The organism is Paenibacillus sp. WLX2291 (assembly GCF_046603665.1).
GTDB lineage: Bacteria > Bacillota > Bacilli > Paenibacillales > Paenibacillaceae > Saccharibacillus.
The window spans coordinates 298,839-325,228 of record NZ_CP176755.1 but is presented as its reverse complement, the minus strand read 5'-3'; the positions used below and the strand labels follow the sequence as shown (position 1 = coordinate 325,228).

Annotated in this window: 22 protein-coding genes; 3 read left to right on the top strand and 19 right to left on the bottom strand. The window is 46.9% G+C overall.

The window, feature by feature from the left end; genetic code table 11:
* Nucleotides 1-150: 150 nt before the first annotated feature.
* The 3 genes from ACDE64_RS01370 to ACDE64_RS01360 form a co-directional block, all read right to left on the bottom strand.
* Nucleotides 151-366: a cold-shock protein gene (locus ACDE64_RS01370; RefSeq protein ID WP_411344767.1), complete on the bottom strand. Its 216-nt coding sequence runs from the start codon at nucleotides 364-366 to the stop codon at nucleotides 151-153.
* 161 nt (nucleotides 367-527) lie between these two features.
* Nucleotides 528-728 (bottom strand): cold-shock protein, encoded by a 201-nt coding sequence (locus ACDE64_RS01365; RefSeq protein ID WP_017813974.1) that lies wholly within the window; start codon nucleotides 726-728, stop codon nucleotides 528-530.
* A gap of 357 nt (nucleotides 729-1,085) precedes the next feature.
* Nucleotides 1,086-1,961, bottom strand: coding sequence for an alpha/beta fold hydrolase (locus ACDE64_RS01360; RefSeq protein WP_411348748.1), 876 nt, complete (start codon nucleotides 1,959-1,961; stop codon nucleotides 1,086-1,088).
* A gap of 282 nt (nucleotides 1,962-2,243) precedes the next feature.
* Between ACDE64_RS01360 and ACDE64_RS01355 the strand changes: the two genes are divergently transcribed.
* A complete protein-coding gene (locus tag ACDE64_RS01355; protein ID WP_411348747.1) occupies nucleotides 2,244-3,368 on the top strand; it encodes a diguanylate cyclase in 1,125 nt (374 codons plus the stop codon).
* Nucleotides 3,369-3,833: 465 nt separating this feature from the next.
* Here the strand turns inward: ACDE64_RS01355 and ACDE64_RS01350 are convergent, their stop codons facing one another.
* Nucleotides 3,834-4,811: an aldo/keto reductase gene (locus tag ACDE64_RS01350; protein ID WP_411348746.1), complete on the bottom strand. Its 978-nt coding sequence runs from the start codon at nucleotides 4,809-4,811 to the stop codon at nucleotides 3,834-3,836.
* Between the two features lie 265 nt (nucleotides 4,812-5,076).
* On the bottom strand, nucleotides 5,077-7,800 hold the full coding sequence (locus ACDE64_RS01345; RefSeq protein WP_411348745.1) for a stalk domain-containing protein: 2,724 nt from the start codon (nucleotides 7,798-7,800) through the stop codon (nucleotides 5,077-5,079).
* Between the two features lie 479 nt (nucleotides 7,801-8,279).
* On the opposite strand from ACDE64_RS01345, the gene ACDE64_RS01340 reads away from it, so the two are divergent.
* Nucleotides 8,280-8,783 carry a hypothetical protein gene (locus ACDE64_RS01340; RefSeq protein WP_411348744.1) on the top strand — a complete coding sequence of 168 codons (504 nt, stop codon included), beginning with the start codon at nucleotides 8,280-8,282 and terminating at the stop codon, nucleotides 8,781-8,783.
* A 141-nt stretch (nucleotides 8,784-8,924) separates the two neighbouring features.
* On the opposite strand, the gene ACDE64_RS01335 is transcribed toward ACDE64_RS01340, so the two are convergent.
* Complete coding sequence (locus ACDE64_RS01335) at nucleotides 8,925-9,875, bottom strand: CorA family divalent cation transporter (protein ID WP_411348743.1); 951 nt, start codon at nucleotides 9,873-9,875, stop codon at nucleotides 8,925-8,927.
* Between the two features lie 269 nt (nucleotides 9,876-10,144).
* Between ACDE64_RS01335 and ACDE64_RS01330 the strand changes: the two genes are divergently transcribed.
* Nucleotides 10,145-11,881, top strand: a complete 1,737-nt coding sequence (locus ACDE64_RS01330) for a glycoside hydrolase family 13 protein (RefSeq protein ID WP_411348742.1) — start codon at nucleotides 10,145-10,147, stop codon at nucleotides 11,879-11,881.
* 77 nt (nucleotides 11,882-11,958) lie between these two features.
* Here the strand turns inward: ACDE64_RS01330 and ACDE64_RS01325 are convergent, their stop codons facing one another.
* From ACDE64_RS01325 to ACDE64_RS01265, 13 genes are all read right to left on the bottom strand, one after another.
* Nucleotides 11,959-12,696 carry a nucleotidyl transferase AbiEii/AbiGii toxin family protein gene (locus tag ACDE64_RS01325; protein ID WP_411344759.1) on the bottom strand — a complete coding sequence of 246 codons (738 nt, stop codon included), beginning with the start codon at nucleotides 12,694-12,696 and terminating at the stop codon, nucleotides 11,959-11,961.
* Nucleotides 12,629-13,132, bottom strand: a complete 504-nt coding sequence (locus ACDE64_RS01320; protein WP_411344758.1) for a hypothetical protein — start codon at nucleotides 13,130-13,132, stop codon at nucleotides 12,629-12,631. The genes ACDE64_RS01325 and ACDE64_RS01320 overlap by 68 nt, the downstream gene beginning before the upstream one ends.
* A 96-nt stretch (nucleotides 13,133-13,228) precedes the next feature.
* Nucleotides 13,229-14,476: a DUF445 domain-containing protein gene (locus ACDE64_RS01315; protein WP_411348741.1), complete on the bottom strand. Its 1,248-nt coding sequence runs from the start codon at nucleotides 14,474-14,476 to the stop codon at nucleotides 13,229-13,231.
* A 207-nt stretch (nucleotides 14,477-14,683) separates the two neighbouring features.
* A complete protein-coding gene (locus ACDE64_RS01310; RefSeq protein ID WP_411348740.1) occupies nucleotides 14,684-16,099 on the bottom strand; it encodes a sensor histidine kinase in 1,416 nt (471 codons plus the stop codon).
* Nucleotides 16,090-16,752 (bottom strand): response regulator transcription factor, encoded by a 663-nt coding sequence (locus ACDE64_RS01305; protein ID WP_411348739.1) that lies wholly within the window; start codon nucleotides 16,750-16,752, stop codon nucleotides 16,090-16,092. Before ACDE64_RS01305 ends, ACDE64_RS01310 begins: the two co-directional genes overlap by 10 nt.
* A gap of 39 nt (nucleotides 16,753-16,791) precedes the next feature.
* Nucleotides 16,792-17,562 (bottom strand): lantibiotic immunity ABC transporter MutG family permease subunit, encoded by a 771-nt coding sequence (locus ACDE64_RS01300; protein ID WP_411348738.1) that lies wholly within the window; start codon nucleotides 17,560-17,562, stop codon nucleotides 16,792-16,794.
* A gap of 1 nt (nucleotide 17,563) precedes the next feature.
* A complete protein-coding gene (locus ACDE64_RS01295; RefSeq protein ID WP_411348737.1) occupies nucleotides 17,564-18,316 on the bottom strand; it encodes a lantibiotic immunity ABC transporter MutE/EpiE family permease subunit in 753 nt (250 codons plus the stop codon).
* Nucleotides 18,313-19,029, bottom strand: a complete 717-nt coding sequence (locus ACDE64_RS01290; RefSeq protein ID WP_411348736.1) for a lantibiotic protection ABC transporter ATP-binding protein — start codon at nucleotides 19,027-19,029, stop codon at nucleotides 18,313-18,315. Before ACDE64_RS01290 ends, ACDE64_RS01295 begins: the two co-directional genes overlap by 4 nt.
* Before the next feature lie 12 nt (nucleotides 19,030-19,041).
* Nucleotides 19,042-19,530 (bottom strand): NisI/SpaI family lantibiotic immunity lipoprotein, encoded by a 489-nt coding sequence (locus ACDE64_RS01285; protein ID WP_411348735.1) that lies wholly within the window; start codon nucleotides 19,528-19,530, stop codon nucleotides 19,042-19,044.
* Nucleotides 19,531-19,687: 157 nt separating this feature from the next.
* Nucleotides 19,688-19,861 carry a gallidermin/nisin family lantibiotic gene (locus ACDE64_RS01280; RefSeq protein ID WP_188774481.1) on the bottom strand — a complete coding sequence of 58 codons (174 nt, stop codon included), beginning with the start codon at nucleotides 19,859-19,861 and terminating at the stop codon, nucleotides 19,688-19,690.
* A gap of 124 nt (nucleotides 19,862-19,985) precedes the next feature.
* Nucleotides 19,986-21,323 (bottom strand): lanthionine synthetase C family protein, encoded by a 1,338-nt coding sequence (locus ACDE64_RS01275; protein WP_411348734.1) that lies wholly within the window; start codon nucleotides 21,321-21,323, stop codon nucleotides 19,986-19,988.
* Entirely contained in the window at nucleotides 21,305-23,143 is a 1,839-nt protein-coding gene (locus tag ACDE64_RS01270; protein WP_411348733.1) for an ABC transporter ATP-binding protein, read from the bottom strand. Before ACDE64_RS01270 ends, ACDE64_RS01275 begins: the two co-directional genes overlap by 19 nt.
* Complete coding sequence (locus ACDE64_RS01265) at nucleotides 23,134-26,247, bottom strand: lantibiotic dehydratase (RefSeq protein ID WP_411348732.1); 3,114 nt, start codon at nucleotides 26,245-26,247, stop codon at nucleotides 23,134-23,136. Before ACDE64_RS01265 ends, ACDE64_RS01270 begins: the two co-directional genes overlap by 10 nt.
* Nucleotides 26,248-26,390: the final 143 nt, after the last annotated feature.

Here is a 26,390-nt window from a genome sequence, read left to right as displayed (position 1 = left end):
ACAACCTATATCATACAATACGTGGACGGTTGCACCAAGTGATTTCGGTAAATTTTGTGTAAAAGGGCAAAAAAAATCGCCCGTTTCAGGACATACTGGATTCCTGATCCGAACGATGTAGTGCAGCCGAAGCTGCTATATGGTCGGCACTTATTTTTTCGCCGATTTGTCTTTGGCATCATAATCCAGCACTGGCAATTCTTTTTGCCCGTGTACCATAGGCGATTTGCATATTGCGCACACCGGTTCATCCTCTAGGGCGAATGCACGCCGCATCCAAGAATTGCAGTCTGGTTTACTGCATTCCCATACGTCCGTCATTTCCTTTGGAATTTCCTGCATCGGGTTTTTACGCGAATAATACATGAAGGTCTCCTTCCGGAGCTGTTTGCTCCTGTTTCAATAACCATCTTGTCCGTCGTCGGACCGGACGGCAACATATGAGACATACACCATTTCCCATCGGCACTGCCGGAATATAAAAAAGACGCCCCTAACTTACGTTAAGGGCGCTTTTCAAGCTGAAATTACAGTTTTACAACGTTCTCAGCTTGTGGTCCACGGTTGCCTTCAACTACGTTGAATTCTACACGTTGACCTTCGTCAAGAGTTTTGAAACCGTCGCCTTGGATCGCGGAGAAGTGAACGAATACATCGTTACCGCCTTCTACTTCGATGAAACCAAAACCTTTTTCAGCGTTGAACCATTTTACTGTACCTGTTTGCATGTGAGGTACCTCCAAAAAATTAAATTTACATGACTTTCTTTATTCAGAGAAAAACATCCGATAAAATGAAAAATCACATATTGTACAAGGTTATTACATTTCTTATATGATAACCCTCTACAATAGGTGAGTTCAGGTCACGATTTCGATATTCATATTATAACCCATTTAGCCGATAAACACAACGTCTATAAGGTAATTTCTGTAATTTTATTTTAAGTTCGCTCTCTATATTCTTATTACGCTGCCAAAAACCGCACAACACCGGACATTAAGCGAATTAGCAGGCATGAAAACGGATACCTGAAATCGGCAAGATTCTGCCATCCCGGTATCCATTTTCGATTTCACTTCGATTTAATCATATTGGAAATGTTGCAAAATGAGCATGTTCACTCGCTGCGGATCTTCGTGATGCAGCCAATGTGTACAGTGATCCAGATGAATCAGTTCTCCATCCGCGCATCGGCGGATACTCAGATCAGACATTTCGCGACTGAGTGCATGATCCTTGCTGCCCCAGATCATACGTGTCGGAACAGTGATCAATTCCTCACTCGATAGATCCGGCTTCTTCTGCATCAATGCGCGATACCAGTTGAGCATGGCAGTATCTGCACCAGGCTGTGACCATGCTTCCCGGTACAACTCCAACTCTTCATCGGTAAAAGCACCCTCATTGGACGATTCCTGCAACATGTCCGCGAGACGCTTCCAGTTCGAGGCTGCAATCGCCTTTTCCGGTACGATGGGAGTCTGGAAGAAAAAGACGTATGCGCTTTTGGCAATTTGCTTCGGATTGCTTTTTAGGAAGTCCATCATCACCGCCGGATGCGGTACATTCATAATAACCTGTCGGCGAATCAACTGCGGATATCGTTCGGATAAACGCCACTGGACGATAGCTCCCCAGTCATGCGCAACCATATCTACCTGCTCTCGACCGGATGACTGAATTAACGCGGCAATATCGTCCGCCAGAATGTCCAGCTGATAGGAATCGACGCCTTCCGGCTTGTCACTTAGATTGTATCCACGCTGATCTGGTGCCCAGACGCGATAACCTGCATCGGTTAGCGCAGGAATCTGATGCACCCAGCCATGCCAGAACTCCGGAAACCCATGCAGCAAAATAACGAGCGGTCCATCTTCCGGTCCCGCCTGCGCTACATGCAAATCAATACCATTTACGTGTACCGTATGATGTTCAATCTCTACACTTTGTGTGGGCATAAAATAGTCCCCTCCCTTTCGGAATACAACGGTTATTTAACACCCATTATTCATTTGAAACGGTTAGACTGTTACACAACGACCTCATTATGCTGTCTGAGCTACTGTTATGTATGGAATGACACGATCTGTACAAAAATTTTAAAACATTAGGCAAATGCAGCTATAGAAGCCTTTCATTTTGTATATTCTGGTAATCGTTACCTTCTATTCTGCTATCGGTATGTTTTATAATAACAGTTATACGATTATGTAAATTATCGAATGAGGTAATCGGGTGATATGATGAAATCCTCAAACCCTATCTTTGCACATCTGGAACATATTAATCAGCATCAATGGATTCGCAATTTTCTCAGTACATACTGGTTTGTCGTCTTCATTCACTTCATTGCCCAACTGGGTTCTTTTTTATTTTTGGACTATGAGGCGACTCCGTACCACTTTTATGTTCACATTCTCATTGTACCGACGCTTGGTATGATGGCTATGATCCTCTGGGCGGAATGGGTGCAGCGCAAAAGACAGTCACACTCGTACTATGCTCTGTTTCTAACCAGCACCTTTATCACATGGATGATCATTTATCTCAACTACGACATACGCATCATTACCGCCCTCTGTCTGATACCCATCTTCTCGGCAGTCATCTTCTTCAAACGACGATTGCTGTGGATTTCTTCCATTCTTCAGATTGTGGCATTTGCAGCTCTGTATCTAGCCGATCCCCATTTCCAAACTTTTTTAACGTCATTTGATGTTGTTTCTATTCCTGCCTTCATTATGGGAGGCACCTTTGTCGCTCATGTTATTGTGACGAGCGGCAGTGAGATTTTGAGTAATCTGCATCAGACGATGCAATCCAAGCAAGAATTGATCGTCCATAATGCCATTATGAGTAAGATGTCCAAAACCGACGGCTTGACCAATCTATACAATCAGGTATCGTTCAAAGATTATTATGAGACCGCCTACGATTATGCCAGTCAGGGTGTGACGCTGCATCTGGCACTGCTGGATATTGATAATTTCAAACAAATCAATGATACGTATGGACACCGAGTAGGTGATATGGTGCTTGGCATCGTGGCACAGGTCATTCAGCAGTATATTTCGTCCAGTGATATCGCTGCTCGTTATGGCGGTGAGGAATTCGCGTTGCTTATCTTTGACAAGCAATTTGATGAAGCATATGAACTGGTTGAGAATATCCGCAGTCATCTGGCAGGTCTGAAGTGGAAGGAACTGGACAACCAGACGGTAACAGTCAGTGTCGGTTTGCATAGCTGTGAGCCGGGTCTTAGCAAAGAACAGTTGTTTGAGCAGGTCGACCAGTATCTGTATCAGGCAAAACGCTCTGGCAAAAATCGCACCGTCACCGCAGGCAGCATTCATAGCATCGCCTGATGCAGGATAGGCAATCTCGCATTTGCTGGTGGAAGGTGTGATCATCGGCAATTCTTTTGGATAAGATGTATGATGGCACACCATAGAGACGGTGATTGGTTGCTCCGTGTAGATCATATTCGAAGTGGATCATCTCTCATCTTCATATTGGCAGCTTATACCTACGATATTGTAGCTTGTTATCGTAGTTGGGATATCATAAAAACACCCTGCTTCTTGCAGCTCACCGTTTTAAGAGCGGTTTGCATGAGAGCAGGGTGTTTTTTGTTGACTGGCTATTTTGTTGGCTAGCTTTTGTATTGAATATCGTCCATTTTCTACTCGCTGTAGTCCATGTATATAGTCGATTTACGTAATCACTTTTATCGAGCGATATCTTTGGTATGCGGTTATGCACCTAATGCTATCTCGTACGTTTGTCAAACGATCCGTACGTTTCTCAAGCGATCATTGGAGCATTGCTATTTAGAATCCGCTCACTGGATGTGGTACGTACGGTTCTTCCAGACGGGCGATTTCCTCTGATGTGAGCTTGATATCCAGCGCTGCGGCTGCATCTTCCAAATGGTGTAGCTTGGTTGCTCCGATGATCGGCGCGGTGACTGGATTTTTCTGAATGACCCAAGCTAGGGCAATCTGCGCCCGTGGTACGCCGCGTTCGTTGGCAATCTCAGCGACCCGCTCAACAATCTGGCGGTCGGCATCTTCAAATGCGTTGTATAACGTTTTGCCAAAAGCATCGCTCTCAGAGCGCGATGTCTCCTCGTTCCAGTCACGCGTCAGACGACCGCGCGCCAGCGGGCTCCACGGAATAACGCCAATGCCTTCTTCCCGGCATAGCGGCAACATCTCGCGTTCTTCTTCCCGATATAGCAGATTCACATGATTCTGCATGGAGACGAAGCTCGCCCAGCCATTGCGTTTGGAGATGTCCAGCGCCTTCATAAATTGCCATGCGTACATAGACGAAGCACCGATATAACGCGCTTTGCCAGCACGAACGACATCGTTCAGCGCTTCCAGTGTCTCTTCAATCGGTGTCAACGCGTCCCAGCGATGAATCTGATACAGGTCGACATAGTCCGTTCCGAGGCGGCGCAGGCTGTTGTCGATCTCGCTCAGGATGACTTTACGTGATAGTCCACCGCCATTCGGTCCTGGGCGCATTTTGCCGTGTACTTTGGTCGCAATTACCACATCGTCGCGATGCGCGTAATCTTTGAGCGCACGACCGACAATCTCCTCGCTCGTTCCGTCGGAATACACATTGGCCGTATCGAAAAAGTTGATGCCCATTTCCAATGCTTGCCGGATAAATGGACGGCTCTCTTCCTCATCGATCGTCCACGGATGCGTGCCACGCTCCGGTACGCCGTAACTCATACATCCAAGACATAGACGCGATACTTCCAGACCAGTACGTCCCAATTTTACATATTCCATGCTGTTCCCTCGTTTCCGCCACACCGGGCATGATTTCGGCTTGCACCTCTGTATTGTACCCAATTTCCGATATGAAAAGTCAAATCAGTGTCGTATGCTCACCTGTCTTGGTCTGATCTCACTTTGAGCAGGTATACCAAAAGCCGATCACTCCCTGTACAGGAAATGATCGGCTGGGTAGAAAATTAGAGTACAAGCAAAACGTACGCAGCATATCCAAGCTGCTTTCATAGTACATATAGGAACTAGCAAGTGCATTGTTTTCCTATTGCAGCATCGTTGCTTCGCGGGAAGCTGGTGACAATGCGTTTACAGTTGCGGTACTGCCGTTGGCTACCGATACGACAAATGCTTTGTACGCTACACCTTGACGCAGCGCATTGCCGCTATAATCGGTATTGCTCAGCGAGAACGACCATTCGCTGTACGTCGAGCCAGTTACAGTCTGGTAGTTCGGCGCGGTTACGCGGTTCGCGTCGGACAAGGAGAAGCTATTAGCATTAGCAGACGGCACTAGCATGATCGCATACGAGTTAATTCCCGTCGTATCGGACGGACGGGAGAAACTTACGCGGATTGCCGTACCGTTATTGATTGCATCGGCAGACACACTTGTCGGTGCAGCAACTGCTTTGTCTGTCAAAGTAAAATCATTGGACGCGCCGGACAGCGCATTGACTGTACGAGTAGAACCGTCCGCTACAGCCAACACATAGACGCGATAGCTGACATTTTTTACAAGGGCGTTGCCGTTGTAGTCTTTGGTGCTATCTGTCAGTGCTTGCGTTACTTTGGATGCGGTTTTGTTCACACGGGTGTAGTTGGCAGAGCTGGTATTGTTCGCTGCTGCCAGATTGAATGATCCCGCTTGATCCGTACGCACCGCAATGATGCGATATTCCGAGATACCGGTATCATTCGCAGGCGTGAATGCAACGGTGATATCTTTGGCACTGCTTGGGCTGCTGCCGCTCGCCGTTAGACCGGTAACGGCGGACACCGCAGTGCTACCTGCCAGTGTAACGGTGCTGGAGCTGGATGACAGAGCATACGTATCTGCTGCATCGCCGGTGCCGACTGTCAGCACATACGCGCGATAAGCGACGCCGTTTTTGATGGTGTCGCCATCGGTATCACGCGCACCAGCGGTGAATGTCACGGTGCGGTTGGAGCCATTTTTCGTGACCGATGTGTAGTTGGAACTGGACAGATTCTGAGCTTTGGTCTGGGTAAAGTTGCTGGCATTGCTCGCTTTGACGAGCATTACGCGGTACTGACTCACCAGCGTCTCATCGCTCGCTTTGTTAAAGGTAACCTGCGCATCGCGTCCATCGCCATAGTCGCTCACGTCGGTCAACGCTACACTGCTAGTCGTGCCGACCGTTTTGCTGCTGGACGACAGGGTGATGCTGGATGAAGCGGCAGACAGTGCATCGCTGTAGGAACCTGTTCCGCGGCTCATGACGAATACACGGTACGTTACATTGTTGGCGATTGCATCCCCGTTGTTGTCTTTGAGTGAAGAAGACAGGATCAGTACATGATCGGAGCCGTCTTTGGATACATCCATATATCGGCTAGATGCCAGACCACTAGCTGTTGCCAGATCGAAGTTGCCGGAATCTTTGCTACGAACAACGAAGACACGGTATCCGCTAATTTTGGATTCGTCAGCGATTTTGTCAAAGGACAGTTGAATATCGCGAGCGTCGCCCAGATTGCTAACATCTGCGACTTTGCTGATGCTGACGGTTGGTGACGTATTGCCCAGTGTGATGCTGTTAGACACTGCGGACAGACCGAGTACGTCGCCAGTGCTGTTTACCGCCATCACAAATGCGGAGTACGCTACGCCTTGCTGGATCGTTTTGCCAGATGTGTCGGTGGTTGCCGTTTTCAGACGTACAGTCTGATCGGAACCTGTCTTGCTTACCAATGTATAGTTATCGCTGCTTACAGCAGAAGCTTGGGACGTGTTGAATGTGCTGGCGCTGGCGGTACGCACGATATACAAACGGTATGCCGAAACATTCGTTTCACTAGACGCTTTGCCAAAAAATACAGACAGATCGCGACCATCGTTATAATCAGACACGTCGCTCAGCTTCACATTGCTTGGTGTTGCTGATGCGGATACGGTAGCACCCAGATTGACGAGTGATTGCCCCGTCGTGATGGCGCTAATATACCCGGTATTGCCAACCGCTAGAACATAGACGCGGTAGCTGACATTTTTCTGAATCAGTTCGCCGTTCACATCTTTGGCTTGCGGCGTGAGGGTGATCGTATAATTACTACTGCTGCCCGCCGGTACTGCCTGATAATTGCTCGCAGGCACCGCCAGCGCACGGCTCAGGGTAAAGGAACTTGTATCGGAAGCTTTGCTCACCAGAATGCGGTACTGGCTCAAGCCTGTCTTGCTAGTGGAAGCCGGGAAAACGACTTGCAGATCGCTGCCATTGCCCTGCTGACCGATGACGGTTGCGTTTACGTAAGCGACAGGCATGACCGCACTGTCGACGGTTGGTGTCGTCGGTGTTGTTGGAGTCGTTGTGCTACCGGTGGTGATCGTTACAGTCTGGGTGGATTTGTTCCAGCCCACTTTGTTGCCTAGCGCTTCACTGACAAAACGCAGTGGCACCATGGTGCGACCGTTGATGACTTTTGCCGGTACATCCAGCGATGTATTTTTGCCATTGATTACGGCTGTTTTGGAGCCGAGTGGCAATGTAATGGTGGTGCCATTTTTGGTGGCGGTTACGGTGCGTGTGCTTTGCTTCCAGCCAACATTAGCATTCAACGCTTCAAATACGCCACGCAGCGGAACCATCGTACGGCTGCCGGACATCACCGAAGGTTGATCTGTGTTCAGCTGTACACCATCGATCACAATCTTGATTGGCGTTGCCGCAACCGCGTAAGGGATATGTACAACCCCGCTGACGGTTAATGCTGTTGCAAGTAATGCTGTTCCTAGCTTCTTTTTCACTTTGACATCTCCTTGTCCCCTGATTACAAACTTGTTTCCATATTCCGCTATTCTTGGTTTCGCGAATGTTAGTCGTTCATATGCAGGCGTACCATCTCTCTATGTATGACGGTGTTCCTTCCTTGCGATGAAGACCAGCAGACCGGATGATGTGCATCCCAGCGTTCCACCTCGGTATGTATTGCCAGTACATAGCGGGCTTCGCTGCCATTCGTCGTACGGCTTGTGCGCCGGACACCTTGTAAGGTACCACCGTTTATATTCGGCGAACAACCTGCGGAAAGTTACAAATGGAAACAATTCATTTACCAAAACGGATTTGTTATTCAACCTAAAATGGAATAATTATTTTATATATACATATTTTAGTAAATAACTTATGATCTTAACATATTTAAGGAAAGGAGGAATGCCCCTCAAGCGCGCGACGCTTTGCTTGCTTCTATCTATTCTGCAAACACACAAAGGAGGAGTCTATCATGATTCGATGGTTAATGGTATCCATATGTATGTTGTTGCTGTGGGGTGTATCGGTTCCTGTCGCCCTTGCTGATCACGCAGCGGAAGGAGCAGTACAATCATCCGATTCTCCTGTCGCTTCAAGTTCTCCCGCCGCCTCATCAGACACACAGGCACAAGGAGAATCGTATCGTAATGGATACAACTATTCGATCGCGCTGAATATGGAGGATGGCATCTACCGAGGATATGAAGGTGCGTACGGTCAAAGTATGACGGATGTCTTATTTCCAATCATGCGTGCTGAAATAGGTCATGATATGGATTTCTATGACTTTTTCTTTGGCGAACACGATGCAGAGGGCAATCCGCAATTTGCTATATCGTTCCGCGTATATGATGGGAAGATTCCCGACCTCATCAAATTGCGTACCCGCCTAAATACGATCAGTTGGTTGACGGCGCGTTATCCGATCACACCAGGCAAACCGCTAGTAGCACGCATTTCTTCCATTTGGCGCTGATCGACGGATCAGCATGAATCGGCTAGACAAGCACAACAAAGGCTACCGCATATAACAGACGGTAACCTTTGTTGTGCCATGTACCATCCGCTACTGCGCAGCTTGTGACAATACTGGCGACAAAGCGGATCCTATGCGTATTCATTTGTCATCGTCATGTTCTTCCTGCTTCAGATCAATGCGCAAAATGTCGTCGGTCAGACCGGTTCGTTTTAGCCATCCATACGTGAGTAGTGTGGTGATAGCGATCAGACCGAGCGCTCCAGCATAGCCCCATGACCAGTCCAGTTCCGGCATGTTTTTGAAATTCATACCCCAGATGGCGCCGAGTGCGGTCATCGGGGTCAGCAGCACGGTGAAGACAGTCAATGTACGCATGATCATGTTGGAGCGATAGTTGCCGATATTGTCATCGACTTTGAGCAGGGAATCAATCTCATGCTCGTAATTTTGCTGAAGCATTCGAATCCGATTCATATAGATGCGCATAATACGGCAGGTGTTGGAATTGTCGTGTGTATCGGGAAACGTCTCCTCGATCGCATACTCGATTTCCTTGAGCGCAATCGTATGTAGATTCCAGCGGGTTAACTGGTTGCGCAGATCAATAATTTCTTTGAGCAAACGACTGCCATTGTTGCCCTGCATCCGATTCTCAATCTTCATCAGATACAGCTCGATCTCATCCATCCGCGCGAATAAGGCACGAATGAAGGAATTGATCACAAAAATAAATCCTTCGATCGGCTGTCCTTGTTCCAGTACATATTCTTCCCACGCTCTACCGCTAATCTTATTTTCCAGCCAATCGGTATTGCCAACGGTGATTAGCCTATCTCCATCTACGTAATAATGGAAAATCCAGCCGTCACCCGGCTCGTCCGTCAAGCGCGCAATAAGCGTGCCATTCATCGCATTTTGCCCATCTACATAGGAAATAGTCGATATATGATTATGCCTGCACAGCAGACTTTCCGAAGCCCAGGCATTGATTCGCTCGTCAAAATCCTCATGCTCAATCAAATGCTGACTGTCATCCAAGTGGTACCATTTCCAGCCCTGACCGGATGGTAGTACTTCCGGTTTGTCCATGATGATCATCCTTCCCATGCTATCTGTCTATTATATAACCGCAAAGTTGCCGCTACGTATCGCTCGCATCTGTCGTATTGCGCAAATATTGATGTTCCACTTGGATCATCATATTACTGATGAGTAATAAACATTCATCTTTTTATAACTGCCGGATTTCGGCAAGCCAGTTACGGGTATTAAAAAGAACAGGAACTTCCTTTTACACAGCATACCCGGTACACATATACAATCCGGTCATACTATTTATTTCCGATAGGAGCAGGATTATGAAAAAAATCATGAAGCCCGAATTCTGGAAAGAAAGTGTTATTTACGAAGTATACCCCCGCAGCTTCAAAGACAGCAACAACGATGGCATCGGCGATATTCCGGGCATCCTCTCCAAGCTTGATTATCTTCAGGATCTGGGCATCGATATAATCTGGCTTCCTCCCGTTTATCCGTCTCCGAATGCCGATTATGGGTACGATATTACCGATCATTACGGCATCAATCCCGAATACGGCACGATGGATGATTGGAAGCAGCTCTTGCACGAACTGCATGAACGTAATATGCGCATGATTATGGATCTGGTAATTAACCATACCTCAGATGAACATCCGTGGTTCAAAGAATCTCGTTCCTCGCGTGATAACAAGTACCGGGACTATTATTTCTGGCGTGATCCAGCACCAGATGGCGGACCGCCCAACAATTGGACATCGTTTCTCGGCGATTCGATGTGGCATCTGGATGAACAAACCGGACAATATTATCTACATTCCTACGGTATCAAACAGCCGGATTTGAATTGGGATAATCCCAATGTGCGCAAAGATATGCATAGAGCGATGCGTTTCTGGCTGGATATGGGGATGGATGGTTACCGGATCGATGCGGTCAATTCCATTTCCAAAGATACCAGCTTCCCACCTGCCACCGATACGGAAAAAATGCAGGCGAACTCGTCAGAGTTTTATAAAAATGGTCCGCATATTCACGAATATTTGCATGAGATGTATACCGAAGTCTTTTCCCATTATAATATCTTCACAACAGGCGAAGCTTCCGACGTAACGCTGGAAGAAGTGAAAGAATACACGCACCCCGCGCGCGAAGAGCTGAACATGGTCTTGATGATCGAAGCATCCAAAATCTGCGACGATCCGAAGGACATGTGGAAAAGCAAATCATGGGATCTGCACGAGTTAAAGGAAATTGTCGCCAAGTGGCAAAAAGATCTGTACGGGGAAGGCTGGATGGGCACATATCTGAGTAATCACGATCACCCTCGTCTCGTTGCCTATCTCGGTGATGAAGGACGTTACCGCGTCGAATCTGCGAAAATGCTGGGCATTTTTCAATTGACGTTGCGCGGCACACCATACATTTATCAAGGGGATGAGATTGGTATGACCAATGCGTCTCATCTGCATACGATTGATGATGTGACCGAACAGCAGGCACGCGTCTATTACGATCTAATGACTACCAAGTACGGCGAGGACCCGGAACAGGTAATGAAGCGCATTCGCCCCAAAGCTCGCGATAATGCACGCACCCCGATGCAATGGGATGATAGTCAATATGCCGACTTCTCAGCGCAAAAGCCATGGATGCAGGTGAATCCCAACAAGGAATATATTAACGTCCAGCGGCAAGAAGATGATCCCGATTCGATCTTGACTATGTACCGTAAACTAATCCATATCCGCCGCAAAAGTTCGGCTTTGTTATATGGCAAATACGATTGCATCATGTCCGAACACGATCAGATCTTCGCTTATACACGCGAATGGCACGATGAGCACTGGCTAATCATCTTGAACTTCTCGCGCTCTGAAGCGGAGCTGCAATTGCCACAGGAGTTGATTGATCGTCTCGAATCGTCAGAGCTGATCTTATGTACACACGGCGATCATTCGCGCGATGTGGCACGCGCTGCGATCTCTCAACAACCTGCCCAATTGAAGCCATACGAATCGCTCGTATTCCGCGGTTTTTCCATTTTGGATCAATAAATAGTAAAAGGTAAAGCACTCTATCATAAATTCAAAGATAGAATGCTTTACCTCATACATAGCCAAATTAACTTTGATTAATGCTTTTTTTCAGAATTATCAGTAGACGCAATAACTTCAAGCTTTTCGATAAAATTAATAACCAATGACGTAGTATCAATTTTTGTGAGTATATGGTCATTAATATATTCTTCTTTTAAAAGTTCTTCTAAACTATCAGGATCTTTATACGCAATTATTTGTAAAAGCTGAGTAGCTAAACGGGCATCAAACAATTGCGGATGATGATCTAACATCCAAGATAGATCATAAAAATCTCGAGCTTTTTCTCTATTCGAGAATGCAGCAAACTTTGTGTTTAATAAATGATCCATGGAATACGTACGAATACCCTTGATAAAGATAGGTTTGAATATTCCTCGAGATAACATTTTTTTTTCACGGTAACTTATTTCTATTTTTAAAGGGTACGGTTGATCGCTAACACTGCCATAATTAATCATGTACCGGGTTACAGTTTCTGTATTCTTAGCAACCCGAATAGAACATGTAAAACCTTCATTTTTCAAGGTGTTTTCAATAAGCTTAATAAGGTTTACTGGTCTTATAGCATCAAGATCGATGTCTTCACTAAACCTGTTTAAACCATGACAAAATAATAGTCCTGTACCACCTTTTAGTGCAAAATTATCAGCGTCCTTACTACTATTAATTGCAGCCAGAATTTTACCGATGACGTGTATTCGCTCAACTTTGTATTTCTCCAAACTTTCTGGATTTATAGAAAGATCTAAATTCTCTAGATAACCACTCATCCAGAACCTCCTTGGAATCTTCATTTAAATAAGGCAACAACTTGACTAACATGTCAAAAACTTGGTTTACTTGCTCAATATTATTAAATATTTCATCTTTCATTCCTTTAGCATAGCCGATACGACCTGTAGATTTCAGGGTACGATATACCAAATCAACAAAAGCTCGAGTATGATCGGCAATATAAACCTTACTTACTTCAATACCATAACGACGTAGAGAATATGCACGATTTTCCACACCTTGATTCCCAAATATAGGTGTAGTGTCTGCTTTACTTCCAACACCAAATAATTCAATAGGTTTATTTTTTATTAGCCAATAATTAGCAAAATGCCAATCGCTATTTGTATTATCGCCAACGTCCAAATTTAAAGAATGCAGTCCACTGATATAACGACGCTTATCTGTGGTTGGTATATAATTATATTCCATACTATCACTCCATTCTTTATTGATTTGAGATGAAAAGCAATCTAATTTTATCATAGTCATTTTAAAAACGATAACGCTATCTTTATCAAAACTATATTATACCAAAAACAGATGAATCGCTGACAGAATCAGACCGACGATAAAGCCGCAGAGTGCGCCATTGACGCGAATCCACTGCAAATCTTGACCGACCTTCTCCTCCAGCATGTGTACCAATGTCTCGTTGTCCATCTGATCCAGATTTTCTTTGACCAGTTGACCGAGACGATAATGGTTGCGGCTGACGGCGCTAATAATACCGCTGCGCAGACGTTCCTCCCACGCATGTACTTTCTCTGGGTCACGACCTAACTCACGAATGAGCGAGCGGTACATTTTGAACAGATGCTTGCCGCCGGTATCGCGTTCGCGTTCCAGCATATTCACTGCCATACCGCGCACCTCTTCAAGGCGCTCCATGATGAACGCTTGCGCTGCTTCGCCTTGCAGCATTTCGTCTGCCCAATGTTTGACTTTGAACCATGTCTCTTCATCATCGACGACTTGGAACATCTGGATACGCAGCTCACGCAGCAGTGATTCGCGATATTCATTATCTGAACGCTGCAAGTTATCGACGGCAGACATCAGAGCATTTTGTAAAATACCACCTACGGTATCTTCATTAATCATGCCCGCGAACGCCTGAAAGGCAAAGCCTTTGAACCCGCCCAGATTGATGTTCTCCAGCTGCTCCAGTGCAATTTTGCCGAGTTTGTCGCGGTTTTGTGGACGTGCTGCCCAGCTGTGCACTTGCTTGAGCATATAATCGAGCGTTTTCTCGTCATAGCGCTCATTCAGCAGATGGGTCAACACTTTGTTGCCAGCCGCCTGTAAATTAGCTTTGTGCATATAATCGACCAGCCCGGATGATACCGAACGAGCAATCGGCTCCAGGTCTAACCGCTGTACCGTTGGGATCACCAGACTAACAATCTCACGCCGCACGGTCTTTTTGCCCAGCTGGCGGGTAATGGCTGACAATGCAAACGGAAACAGCTTGAACTGTTGCAGTTTATTTTCAATACTTTCTTTGTTCAGCAGTTCATTCTCCATCGCTGAGATGAGCGAGCGGATAATCTTCTCCCGATTGCGAGTCAACAACGATGTATGCGGGATCGGCAATCCAAGCGGATGCCGGAACAACGCGGTCACCGCAAACCAATCGGCAATCCCGCCGACCAGCCCGGCTTCAAAGCCGCCCTGAATCAGCAAAACGAGTGTCGTCTGCGGCAAAAACAGCGTCCCAATAAAACCGGCTGCCATAACCGCAAGCGAAATACTCGCCAAATACCTCGAATTCATAAGTTTCCTCCTCCAGCGCTTCACTCCACGTCGGCCTGCATGTGGCCGGATGTGCAATAGTATAGCACAACACTTCCCAATCCCACATACTATTACGTCAATCCAGCACGGCTGAATCAACAGCGATCGTGTTCCTATATAGATACGTTAAGAAGGAGCTGAAGGGTGTCGTTTATTTCAACCGATCATGTCTGCGCCTTACACGTCTCAATGATTGACGGTCGGTGTAGGTGGCGTTTGTTCCGATATGCCGGGCATTCGAATCGTTACTTGTCCGCCTCCGCCCTGTAGATCGTTTTGCAATTGTAGCGATCCATGATGCAGCTTGATCACATATTCGGCAAAGGTCAGTCCCATGCCGTAATGACCGTCTGCATTTCTACCTTTGTCCCCTCTATAAAAGAGTTCCGTCGCCTTTTCCAGTGCTTCGGGTGTGAAGCCTGGACCGCTATCCGTAATGACCATCGTTAATCCATGGCGATCACAATGCACATGGATGTGCATGCTGGCACCTTCTGGTGTATGATCCAGTGCATTAGCAATAATATTCATCAATGCCCGGTGAAATAGCTGCTTATCCAGCGGCACTACCATATCGGTGCATTGCGCCTGCTGCTCAATCTGAATATGCTTACAGCCTGCGTATGCACGAGTATCGCTCAGCAGTTCCTTCAACCACTCTTGAATCACCACATGTTCCTTATGAAGGGTCAAATTGCTGCCGGTGCGCGACATCATAATCAGAATGCGCACATGCTGATCAATTTTGTCACTAGCATTCAGAATGTAACGGGTGTACATATCCTGTTCCTGATTTTGCTCTGATAAGCTGAGCAATTCGGCATTGCCGCGAATAATGGTGACTGGAATTTTGATATCATGAGCAAGCGCCGCAATCTGCTCCTGCTTGGTCTGTTCCATTTTCCACTGCGTTTCTAGCGATTGCTGCAACGCATCCTTCATTTCGATTAGCGCCTGCGCCACATCGTCAAATTCCTTAATGCCCGATTTCTTCTCGGCAAAATCCAGATTTTGATTTTGAATATGACGAGTGATTCGGGTTAAAGTTTTCAGACTATTTTGAAATCGTCTGGCAAAGATCGTCGTAACCAGAAACGAGATGCTCAAGATCGATAGCCCCAGCAGCACATTGCCTGTCCATTCGTAATTGGGTAGATGACTGCGTAAATAGGGCGAGCTGAATTGCGGACGCAGATCGGATAGCAGTACACAGTAGTCGTTGGGACGCTCGATCAGCGTATACACTTGCTGCCCGTAATACGCCGGGGATTGCCCGCTAACGAGTTGACTCGCAAGCTTGGTCTCCGCATCATCCATATTGCCATACAATACAGCATGGCTCTGTTTATCCAGAACGACGTATTTGGAGCCAAGCGGCAACATATCTTCGCGAACTTCTGGAGCTTCACGTATGATAGATTCTCCCTGCTTGATGAGTTGTTCGTTGTAATTGGCGGGGAAGACCCAGCCAGCGCGAATGGCAAAGGTGGTGAGTGCAAGATATAGACCAATGACCAGAACAAAACTAAGCCCCAGCGCAATCAAGTATTTAAACAATTCTCGGCGCAAGGTTGTTTTACGTTTATGTATGTTTATTCCCACCGGTATCCAACACCCCAGACGGTCGTAATTGGCATCCTGTCATGTTCTTTGCATTTTTTACGGATCGACCGGATAAATTCAGTAATGGTCGAATATAGCGCATTGCCGTCCATCCCGTAGATTTCTTCGTAAATCTCTTCCCTTGTAAACACATGATGACGATTGCGAGCCAGACATTCGCATATTTTGTATTCATTTTTGGTCACATGTAGCTGCATATCGCCAATCCAGATTTGCCGGAGATCAAAATCAAACGTAAATGCACCAATCTGCTGACGAGACGGTCGTTTCTCCCGTTTCTCACGCCGCAAATGTGCATTCACCCGCGCTCTCAATTCCTTCACGCCAAACGGTTTCGTAATATAATCATCGGCTCCGGTCATCAGCCCTTGTACGATAGCTTCCTCTTCCGAACGTGCCGTCAAAAATAAGATCGGACAATCTACCGCATCTCGAATCGTATGGCAAAAATCAAATCCATTGAGTTGCGGCATCATCACATCAAGCAAAATCAAATCATATCCCTGCACATCCTCAATCGTCAGTTGATGAACCTGATCACGAACGCTGACCAGATGCTGATCCAACTGCAAAATATTACAAATCAGCGCAAGAATATCGCGATCATCATCAATCGCCAGTATTTTGAACACGACCATCACTCCTGCCTCGTAATCGGTCTCCAGTTCTACTCACTCGTACGTCCGGCTTCCTTCCCAATGACGGAACCACAACAGACTGCCTAATAAAGTCACGATGCTGACAGCAATCACCCATAACCATCCCGTTGCCATATCCTGTTTCAGATAAGACTGCACCGCTTCGGTCAATGTGTCCATATGCAGCAAAGCGATACTGTCAGTCATGCGTACGCCCCATGCCCACGGAATGTAGTGCCAGATGTGATCGCCCAGACCGGTAATCATAATAGCAGCAATCAACGTACCCGAACCGCCTAGCAAAATAGACGCTCCGATACCGAATGTAAAACTTACCCATAACTGGATTACATACAGTATAGCACTAGTGAGCAACAAATAGACCGCACCTAGCAGAAATGTAGCATATGGCACCTGACCGATATCCAGTGACAGCGATATGCCGCAACCAAGTAACAATACCGACAGAATAATCGACAGACTGCCACAGCCCCAGACGAGCAGCAGCTTGCTGGCATACCCGGTTTCTTTGATACGAGTACGAGTCAATACATTTTGAAAATGACCTGCCTGTTCCTCTTGCATAGCGACCATGCCGCAAATGATTCCCGATAGCAGAGGCAGCATCGCACCTAGCACTTCCATATAGCCTGTATACACATTGACCATCGTGTATGTTCTCCCTTGCATATACAGCACATAGACAATCGTCCAGATCAGCGGTAAGCCCACATGCATCCAGACAAAAGGCGTGCGTTTCACTTTGTACCAGTCCGCATGCAGACAACGCCAGACCGCTATCATCTCAACTCACCTCCGTTGCAATAGAAGCTGAACGCGGCACCCCTGCGAATACCTTGCCCGTCCAGACGAGCATCAGCCCAAATAGAACAAGCGCTAGCGGCACTCCAATAGCAATCACATCTACATTCCACAGTGCATCGCCCGGAACAAGCGGTACTCCATTCGGATGAACACCAATTGTCGGGCACATCATACGAATCGACCAGCTCCACGGATTGACCCACCATACCGGCAATGGCGCAACATACGTACCTAATCCAATTCCGCCTACCGCGTTCACCAGCAGAGCAGTGACCAACCCCCATTTGCGTGCCAGCCATAAGCACAATGGAATCTGCCACAACGTTCCGAGCCACAACAACCCTGCCGCCAGCAATGTATTCGACAATTGCCCTCCAATGGGCATAACCAGTTGAAACAGCATCAATATCAATTCAAAAAAGAGCAACATACACAGCGTGTAGCCTGCAATTACGATCACTTTGGCATACCACACGTTCGCCAGAGATACTGGCAACGAAAAGATACGATTGTAACCGATCGACCGTTGCTCTTTCTGATGAGACAACCCGCTCAACAACGCAATAACTAGCGGTAGAAAGAAAATCGACCACCAGTTAAACGTATTCGTCACCGTATACATCGGATTCATGAAAAAGGAAAATAGCAGCACCAATATAGGCACAACCAGCAGCAATTTACGTGAAAAGGACTTCTTGAACTTGAGGTGCTCTGCGCGCACATAACGAATCATCCTGTCACCCCTTCCGTTATACGATCTGCCTGTACAACATCCATAAATAGCTGCTCCAGATCATCATCCGGGTGAATCTCGCCCTGATATCCGAGTTTGCCATTGTTGATAATACCGATATGATCAGCAATCAACTCCACTTCGGACAAAATATGACTGGATAAAATCACCGTCATGCCTGCTTGCGGAAATGAACGAATCAATTCACGTAGCTCCTGAATGCCAATCGGGTCCAGACCGTTGGTCGGTTCATCCAGAATAAGCAGTTGTGGATGATTGAGTAAGGCGATCGCGATTCCGAGTCGCTGTTTCATCCCCATCGAAAATTGCCCTGCTCGTTTACGACCCGTATGGCTCAATGTCACCATATCCAGCACTTCAGTAATGCGTTGATCATCTAGCCCTAACAAAATGCTGTGCACTTTCAGATTCTCGCGCGCTGTCAGGTTCGCATAGAGTGGTGGCGATTCGATTAACGCTCCAATGGAACTCAGATCGCGGCGGCTCCACGGATGATTATCAAACACAATGTTACCGGAAGTGGGCGATACCAACCCCGTCAGCATTTTGAGGGTTGTTGATTTGCCAGCGCCATTCGGTCCGAGCAGACCGTATATGCTATTGCGACGAACTTGCAGACTGACATCGGCAACAGCCATTTCACGCCCGAACGTTTTGGAGATCTTGTGTGTTTCCAACATGTATTCACTCATATGATCCATCCTCTATAGTTCAGATTTGATAGCTAGCATATATTGATGATTGAAACGAATAATGACCGATTCTTGATCAGAATGAGCTGAAGTCGACTTGAGCTGATAAACGACTCCATATTGCAGGGGATGTTTTTCGCGAACATCTTGCGGATTTGCATAGACATACGGTTGCTTCAACTCCTGCTTGCTCCACCGTTTGCCATATTGATCTACCATATACATTTCCCCTACCGATCCCAGTGCGCGTCCGACTTGATCCGACTTCACCTCATGCTGCATCTGATATACCTCGCCGTTAAATACAAAGCAATCCGAACGCCCTTCATCTATCAATTGTGCCATAGTCACAAGCTCCACATCGGGATCAACCGTATAGCTGGCTGTTTTCTCCGTTTCAGTGATTACCTTTTTCTTGAATTGATCCAGACTCTGACATCCCGTAGATACAACAACGAGCAGCATACAAACGACGGAAGATATCACTTTGACTGATCTCATTTCTTCGCCTCCTTGATGAATAGCCGATCTCAATCCATATAAAAAAAGCGGAGCACGCCGCTTACCCTAAAGGTAGCTCTCGTCCCCCGCTTGCAATCATTTCATACACAGGCCGTGCCCTGAATTTATAGTGTACGTATGTATACGGCCCGTTTGATTACTTACTGATATGACAGTTGCAAGTCGCAGTTTGGATAAAACATGTTTGCAATACACCTGTTACACAGCCCGGTGTACAGAAACTTTTGCTTTTCCATTGCGGCTCCACTTGCAGCGAAGATTGCTGCGGGTTTTTCACCAGATCCAGATCGAAATCATCGAATTTTGCCATGATACTCACTCCTCTCTTTGGGATGAGTTCATTGTATACGGCAAATATCAGGATTTTATCAGAATATGGATTTAAGTTATATATTTTTCCAAATTGGTAAAATTAAAACTTCCACTTCCTTTCCCTATAACAAAAATGCCTGTTGCCACGGTGTACGCTGCCCTAATTCCAGATGCAGCAATGTCAGCGCGGTTCCAGTTGTGCCGTCCAGCAATCCGGTATATTGCACAGCAGTCATGCCTCTATGCTCAAAATGCTCCAGATTGCAAAATCCAAATACATATTGTGGATTATCATGTTCCATCATAGTATGTTTGAGTCGATCAATATGCGTCTGCATAAATGGCGATCCGCTCCATTGCTGGAATTGGCTCGCGATCTGGGCGATACCCGCAAATCCATGGCAAAAGGTTGGCGAATAGATATGATGGATCTCCTCCAGCGTGTGCTGAAATGTATCCAGCGCCAGTTGCTTCCACTCCGCTCGTGACAGCACCTCGCCCGCATGCCAAAGTGCTACACATACACCGGGACTGCCATAACACCACGCATCACGCCGAAATTCAGTCTGCTCATGCGCTCTCCCCTGTTGGAATTCATCCATGCCAATGCAGCCTTTCCAGAATAGATGACCCTGTTGATCCGTACTGGCAAATCGAATCACGAACGCTCCCATATCACGGATCGCTTCGAGCTGGTTCGCTCTCCGAACGCCCTGCTGCCATGCTTTGCATAAGACCAGCAGTGGACCCGGAATCCCGTGAGACAGACCAAGATTGAAATTACCGTCTGGATATTGTTGACTCTCGCTCTCGCTAAACTGATGAGCAGCTGGAATATGCCAGCCGGGTATGGATTGGTGCCCCCATCTGATCGGCTGTGCCAGTTCAATCAAATAATCGACCACCTGTTCCAGCAATGGACGAATCTGCTCATCTTGCCGGAACCATAACAGATAGGCAGCGATGCCGCTCAATCCTTCGATCACATCATAATCTCCGCTACGCACACCGCCTGTTCTGGCATTGTCCAGCATGACAGGAACGTGAACGAGCAAGTAATCATGAATCCGCTGAATAAACTTGCCGTACAACTGCCCATTTTGCGATAAACAGACAGTAGCCAGACCAATGCCAGCAGCCCCTGAAAATAAAGACGGGCTATGAATTCCTTCTCTGGCAATATGCTGCACCAGAATGGATAAATAATGATGCCCTTTCTGATCCCAGCCTTCTTCTGGAAAATGAGCATGCAATTCAGCGTATAACATACAGATGCCCGGAATCCCGTGACTCAATGACGTAACATTCCATGGGCTTATGCGTTCATTGCCAATCTGCAAATCATTATGCGGATGAGTAACCACATCCAGTAAGCGGTCATAATCTTGCATATTTAGCGCGATCTGCTTGATCCGGTCAACGATCGGCAAGCCGGTTGCACTTATTGCACTTGTTTCCATTCGGCTTCGCCTCCCATATCGATCTCGTAATTTTCCGATTCATACATTTGCCGGTATACTGGACAATCTCGCAATAGCTGTTCATGCACGCCTTCACCTACAATGCGTCCCTGATCCATCACGATAATCCGGTGAGCCTGTTGCGCGGCTATAAGCCGATGCGAGATAAAAATACCGATCTTTTGCCGAGACAGTCGGAAAAAGGTATCGAATGTATCTTTTTCTGCGATAGGATCAAGCGCTGCACTCGGTTCATCCAAAATATAGACCGAAGCGTCGCGGAAATACGTGCGCGCAAGTGCAATCTTTTGCCATTGTCCACCGGATAGCTGGCGTCCTTCGTCAAACCATAATCCGAGCTGCATATTCAGATTGTAATCACCATGCTCTTTGACAAAATGAGCCTGCATCCGCTCCAGCGTAGATTTCATCTGATCCGTATCGTGCATACGATTGACCTGACCGAAGCCTATATTTTCCTGAAGCGTCATCTCGTATTTCATATAATCCTGAAACAATACTGCCAGTTGATTGCTGTAGTCAGCTGGATGAATATGCTCTATGGAATGACCGTTGATCTGAATACTTCCGTGCTGCAAGCGATATAAACCGGATAGCAATTTGATCAGTGTGCTTTTGCCTGAACCATTCGGCCCTACAATCGCCACTCGCTCACCCGCCCGAAACGTAAGACTAATATTCTCCAGACTGCGCTGTGCACTGCCCGGATAGGCAAAGCTCACATGTTCAATTGCAATCGAATGGATAGCTTCCGTATATTCACCTGCTTGCAGATGTTCAGGGATCACTTCCTCCCGATATTCCAAAAACTCAAACAGCTGATTCATATACAGATTGCTGTTATAGATCGCATAGATCTGATTAATGATCGCCTGCGAATTGCTCTGCACCATACCGACAGAACGAATGCAGCTCAGCACATTACCGACCATAATCCGACCTGCATAAGCGGACAGAATCGCCATCAGAATCACAGCCGCACCAACGATCTGCACAATGATCTCGTACATAATATTGAATGCCGTCTTGCGCCGCAGCACAGCGGTATCCTGCTCCAAAAATTTGCGTTTGATCCGCAAATAATGATCCAGAATATACCCCTTCAACCCATAAAGCTTCACTTCTTTGAATGAGAAATCATGCGTCAAAATGTAATTCAGATACCACGCTCTACGTTCCTCGCCTGTCCGTTTCCACTGGATGAAAAATTCCTGCTGACCAATCCGTAGAAAATAAAACAGCGACAATACCGGCACAAGCAGCAACAGTACTGCGATAAACCAATTCCAGGTCATCAGGAAGAGAATCGCTGATACTAATGTGACCGCAGCGGTAATCATGGCAATAAACGACTGAAAAATCTGAAACGGTTTGTACGAAATCTCGCGCGTGATGCGCTCCAACCGATCGTATACTTCTGGATTCTCAAAGTCCTCCAGTGCCAGACGTCCACTTTTCTCCATAATCATATAGTTCAATTTGTAATTCATACTGAATTGAAAGCGCGTATTGTAAAAGTCCATCGTCTGCGAGATCAATTCCGAGATCAAGGTGACTACGATATACGTGGCAAACAGCCATAAGATCGGCTGAAGCCCTGACTGGATATGCACGAGAGAGTTGATCAGTTCTTGGGAAATATACAGCGTAGCAATCGGTGCCAATCCCGTAATCAAGCTAAGTACGGCAATGACGGTAAACAGTCTGCCTTCCAATCGAAATACAAGCTGCAACGTTCGCGGAAGCTGGCGTAGCGTAAACAACAAATCATGCAGCCGAAAGGTTTCTTTTACTTCCATGACAGATGTCCTTCCCGATTGCGGCTATGCAGAGCATGAAGCGTATGCGCCGTCAATGCCAGCACCCGGCGTTCCTGTTCGCGATCCGTGCCGAGCAGACGGTTGCAATGCAGATGAAGTACGCTGCCGATCATATCAGCCGGATGTGCAGTCAGCGGTATATCGCCCTGCAAATAGTGTGCATATTCGTGCGCATGTGCATCCCGAAGCGCAAGCAGATCTAGCAGTTCCTTGCCTCCATCTTCTGCACTGAGACGCTGCCAGTAATCCGCGGGATCGCAAAGCCCCGTATAGTACGCTGCCTGCTGCTTAAATTCCTGACGATATTCGCTATTCGTCATACCTTGACGGCTCAGAATATCGAGCTGCTGTTGCGGATTCAGATTCAATTGCTGTAGCAGACGAATGATGGAGATTATCGCAATCGTGTCTATCTCCATGTTCAACTGTTTTAAGCGTCTTCCGCGTAATATCGATTCAACGACAAAGCTGTCTGCACCGAACAGTCGCTCTGCCGCTTGAATAGCAGCAACACCACCATAACGCTCCAATTCGCGATCATACGAAGCGATCGTATAATCCGCAATCAATCCTTGCTGCTTCAGCCCTTTCAACCAATCCAGCACATCCGGTAACATCGTTAACAACGTAGCGGAATCAGCGGCAAACCGAAGTCGGAGATGCGGTTTGGGGTCCATATAACGCATAAAGAAATGCTGAACCGGCAGATGGGCAGACAGTTCGCGGCAGAAGTCCAGCAGCTCAAATGCAATCAGCTCTTCCTCTCTTGCCTGTTTGCCATACAACTTGATGTATAACCAGTCGTCCAGCGGCATCTTCAACCGTTGCTGTTCCAGCTCCATACTGCACAATTTCTGCTGAATGAACTGCGGCTGCTCTTCTGCGATACGTACGAGCGGTACGACCACTTCCGCAACATAACCGCGTCCTTCCGCATCATGAATCGCCGGTTCTCCTTCTTCCAGAGCGACGAGTTGAATATTCTGGTTGCCCGCTTTGCGAAGCTCGGCGAACAACATGCGCAAGGAGCGTTCATCCTGCGTATCGACGATCAGCCGATGATCCGAATTAGCAATATAAAAGCTTGTCGGCAAACGATATCGTAGCCGGAATTGCTCAAATCGTTCAGCAAACTCATTCTCATCCGGCTTGTCATGCTCATATAGATCATTCAGATTGACCTGCCATTGTTCACCGGACAGCACAATACCTTCATAGCGAATTTCCGGTATATATTTGAAGGCTTTATACACGTCTGTCCACGGAAAATAACTCCAATTACGGCGGCGATGCTCTTCCATTTCCTGTAGAAACCGAATCGCATTCGTAGTCATCAACGGATTGAGCATATTGTTCGCACCAAACACGAGCAGCTCCCCCGTTATTCGGTGTCGGGCATAAAAGCGATTGCCGTGTATACCGATGCCGATATCCTCTATACCTACCTGATCTTCCGTGCGGCGCGAACTGTTCGTAAATAAAGCCATTTCCTTGGCGCGTCCACTGGCATTGCGCGTCACATTGCCAGAACGAATCTGATGAGGAATAAAGCTAAGTTCACACATCTGCTCTGCCTGCTGACCGCGTATTCTATGCTCATGACCATGAATATGCGTAAGTACCGTATGCATGCCTGACGATAGATGAGCAAATCGTCCAAATGTTTTGCCTGCCTGTCTCGAACCGATATTCGGTCCCAAATACAGCAGCGGTTGCCCTTGTCTCATACGCAGCAGGAAGTTCAATTCCAGCGACACCGGCACTTCACCTTGATCTGGCTCTGCATGGATAACTTTTGCAAAATGCTGCCGCGTCCACTGGATCGGCATTCCCTTCTGTACCGCTTCCGTATAATCGAGCAGCAGCAAACTTTTGAATGCTGGTGTCACATATTCACCCGGCTGAATCTGCTCAAAATAATCATTCGCTGGATGAGTATACGAATACGGTGCCCCGATCCCAGTAGCGGTATCCAGCATTTCCAGCAAAGGGACTTCGCGATCCACGCCGTATGCTTCGATAAATTTGTTTTTGTATTGTTCCCAGTAACCTTGTCTGTGCTCAAGCGGTATCGCTACAGCAGCCAGCATAGAAGCCAGATGTGCCATTTGCCCGGCTAGCTCCTGATTCAGACCCAATCCCGAATACGTATGCTCGTCATGATCCATGCTCGTATCAATCTGTAGCGGCGAGGATGAAGATTGGATATGCTGCATCGCATCTACGAGCTGCAAATAGGCTGCTTCTCCTTCTCCCGGCTTCGTCGCATTGTAATCGCAGATCATACGCTGAATCTGCTGAAGCTGTGCAATGATTCCAGCATCCAGATGACATCGTTCCATTTGTTGAATGGCAAAAGCAAACTGATCACTGACATTCAGCGGAGGACGCAGATTGGAAATGAGAAACTCCTGATTGACCATCTCCTGCACATACTGCTGGATGCGTTCTGCCGATGTATCGGGATAATAATTCAACAACGTCTGCACCAGTGCAGGGAAGGAAGCCGCTGCCCGGCTATTCTCATACAAAATCTGAAAGGCAGGCGTCGCGCGAATCTGAACATCTTCGGACTGACCGTCCAGACTATACAGCAAGTACGCGCGATCTCCCTTGATATAACAAGCTGGATTTAATTTAAAATCAAGTTGTACACTACACTCCTGCTCCAGACGCTTGATTAACAAAAATAACCATTCCAGATCCACGCGCGCCGATTTGCGGATGTGACGATGATCATACGTCCATTGGTTGTGCTCCTCAAACTGCCCAACACCTACAGCAGTAAATAGACCGAACGGAGTGGTGCGATGAGCGCGCCGTCCTGCATATTTCATCATCGCCTGTACAAAATTGCGCTTCTTTTTTCCACTTAACTTCTCTGGATGATTGATATACACATTCATCGTGTCATACAATGTGCGACTAGCGATCAATATCTGTTCGCGAAATAACGGGTCGCCGCACCATTGTTGCAATTGCTCCTCCGCTCCACTCCTATTCATAGAATCTGTCTCATTGGAAACAGAGCTTAGGGGCAGGCGTACCATATACTGTCCGACTGGCTGAAAAAGTGGCTTCATCTCCATGACCTCTTTTCAAATAAATGTATTGGAGCAGATAATATCTGTTGTGTTGGATAGATGACTTACAGACGATTCAGTAGACCAGCAGTCCGGTTATGTAAATAACAGTTCCTTTGCGTTGATAAACTGTGAAATTTATT